Here is a 1,941-nt window from a genome sequence, read left to right as displayed (position 1 = left end):
CGTTTTTTTCGTTGATACCGAGAGCTGAGAGAGCGGTTGATACGATATGGGGTGCGGAGAGTCCGGCCTGTGCGTATTGTTCGGCCTGTGAGTTATGGTCGATGAAGACATCCGGCAGTGTCATTGTTCTGAGCCGGACGTGGTCGAGCAGACCTGTTTTTGAGAGGTGATGGGCGACCATGGCGCCGAAGCCGCCCTCGGATCCTTCCTCGATGGTGATCAGCACGGCATGGTTACGCGCGAGCTGCTCCAGCAGTTCCGTGTCGAGCGGCTTGGCAAAGCGCGCATCGGCCACGGTGGGCGGCAGCCCCAGCGCGGTCAGCCGGTCCGCGGCCCGCAGCGCATCCGCCAGCCTCGGCCCGAGGGAGAGAATGGCAACACCACCCTTCTCACGCCCGGACTGCGCGGCCATCTCGCGCACGATCCGGCCCCGGCCGATCTCCAGAACGGAGCCCGCCGCCGGAAGCTCCAGCCCCAGACCGTTGCCGCGCGGATAGCGCAGCGCGATCGGACCCTCGTCAAACGCCGCCGCCGTCGCCGTCATATGCAGCAGCTCCAGCTCGTCAGACGGCGCCATGATCGTCATGCCCGGCAGACAGCCGAGATAGGCCAGATCGAACGACCCCGCATGCGTCGCCCCGTCCGCCCCGACCAGCCCCGCACGGTCGATCGCAAACCGCACCGGCAGACCCTGAAGCACCACATCATGCATCACCTGGTCATAGGCGCGCTGCAGAAAGGTGGAATAGATCGCACAGAACGGCCGCAGACCCTCAGTCGCAAGACCGGCCGCAAACGTCACCGCATGCTGCTCGGCAATCCCGGTGTCGAAAAACCGCTTTGGAAACGCCTTCGCAAACTTGTCCAGCCCGGTGCCCGAAGGCATGGCGGCCGTGATCGCGACAATGCTGTCATCCGCCTCAGCCGCCCGGCACAGCTCCTTCGCAAAAACCGAAGTCCAGGACGGCGGCCCCGGAGGCGCCTTGCTCTGCTCGCCGGTCACGACATTGAATTTCGCGACGGCATGATACTTGTCACCGGCCGCCTCGGCCGGGCTGTAGCCATGCCCCTTCTCGGTGATCACATGCAGCAGGATCGGCCCCTTGTCCGTATCCCGCAGATTGCGCAGGATCTGAACCAGCTGCGGCAGGTCATGCCCGTCCACCGGACCGACATAGTAAAAGCCCAGCTCCTCGAACAGCGTCCCGCCGGTGATCATGCCGCGGGCATATTCCTCGGCCCGCTTGGCCGTGCGCTCCAGACGGTCAGGCAGCTTCTTGACGAAACGCCCGGCCAGATCGCGCAGGTTCATGAACTGGCGCGAGGACATCAGCCGGGTGAGATAGTTCGACATCGCCCCGACCGGCGGCGCGATGGACATCTCGTTGTCATTGAGAATGACGATCAGCCGCTCGGCCCCCTCGCCGACAGCCCCGGCATTGTTCATGGCCTCATAGGCCATGCCCGCAGAGATGGAGCCGTCACCGATCACGGCAATTACATTGCGCTCCCTGTAGGACGGATCCTTCTCCGCCCGCAGATGATGCGCCACGCTCATGCCCAGCCCGGCAGAGATCGAGGTGGAGGAATGCGCCGCCCCGAACGGATCGTATTCACTCTCCGAGCGGCGGGTGAACCCCGACAGCCCGCCCGGCTGACGCAGCGTGCGGATGCGCTCGCGCCGCCCCGTCAGGATCTTGTGCGGATAGGCCTGATGCCCGACATCCCAGATCAGACGATCGTCCGGCGTGTCAAAAACCGCATGGATCGCAACCGTCAGCTCAACAACACCTAAAGACGCACCAAGATGACCGCCCGTCACCGAAACCGCATCAATCGTCTCCGAACGAAGCTCATCCGCAAGCTGCTCAAGCTGAGAAACAGAAAAATTCCTCATCTCATGCGGATAAACAACACGATCAAGAACAGGAAAACGACCGG

The 1,941-nt window shown here is 63.4% G+C and carries 1 protein-coding gene; it reads right to left on the bottom strand.

All coding sequences use genetic code 11. From position 1 onward, the window contains the following. Positions 1-1,941: 1-deoxy-D-xylulose-5-phosphate synthase (gene dxs, locus LOC54_RS12120; RefSeq protein ID WP_279314034.1), on the bottom strand; the 1,941-nt coding region annotated here is incomplete at both ends.

The sequence above is a fragment of the Acetobacter sp. AN02 genome (genome assembly GCF_029759835.1).
GTDB lineage: Bacteria > Pseudomonadota > Alphaproteobacteria > Acetobacterales > Acetobacteraceae > Acetobacter.
The sequence above is the reverse complement of the archived record's forward strand: the minus strand, read 5'-3'. Positions and strand labels throughout refer to the sequence as shown.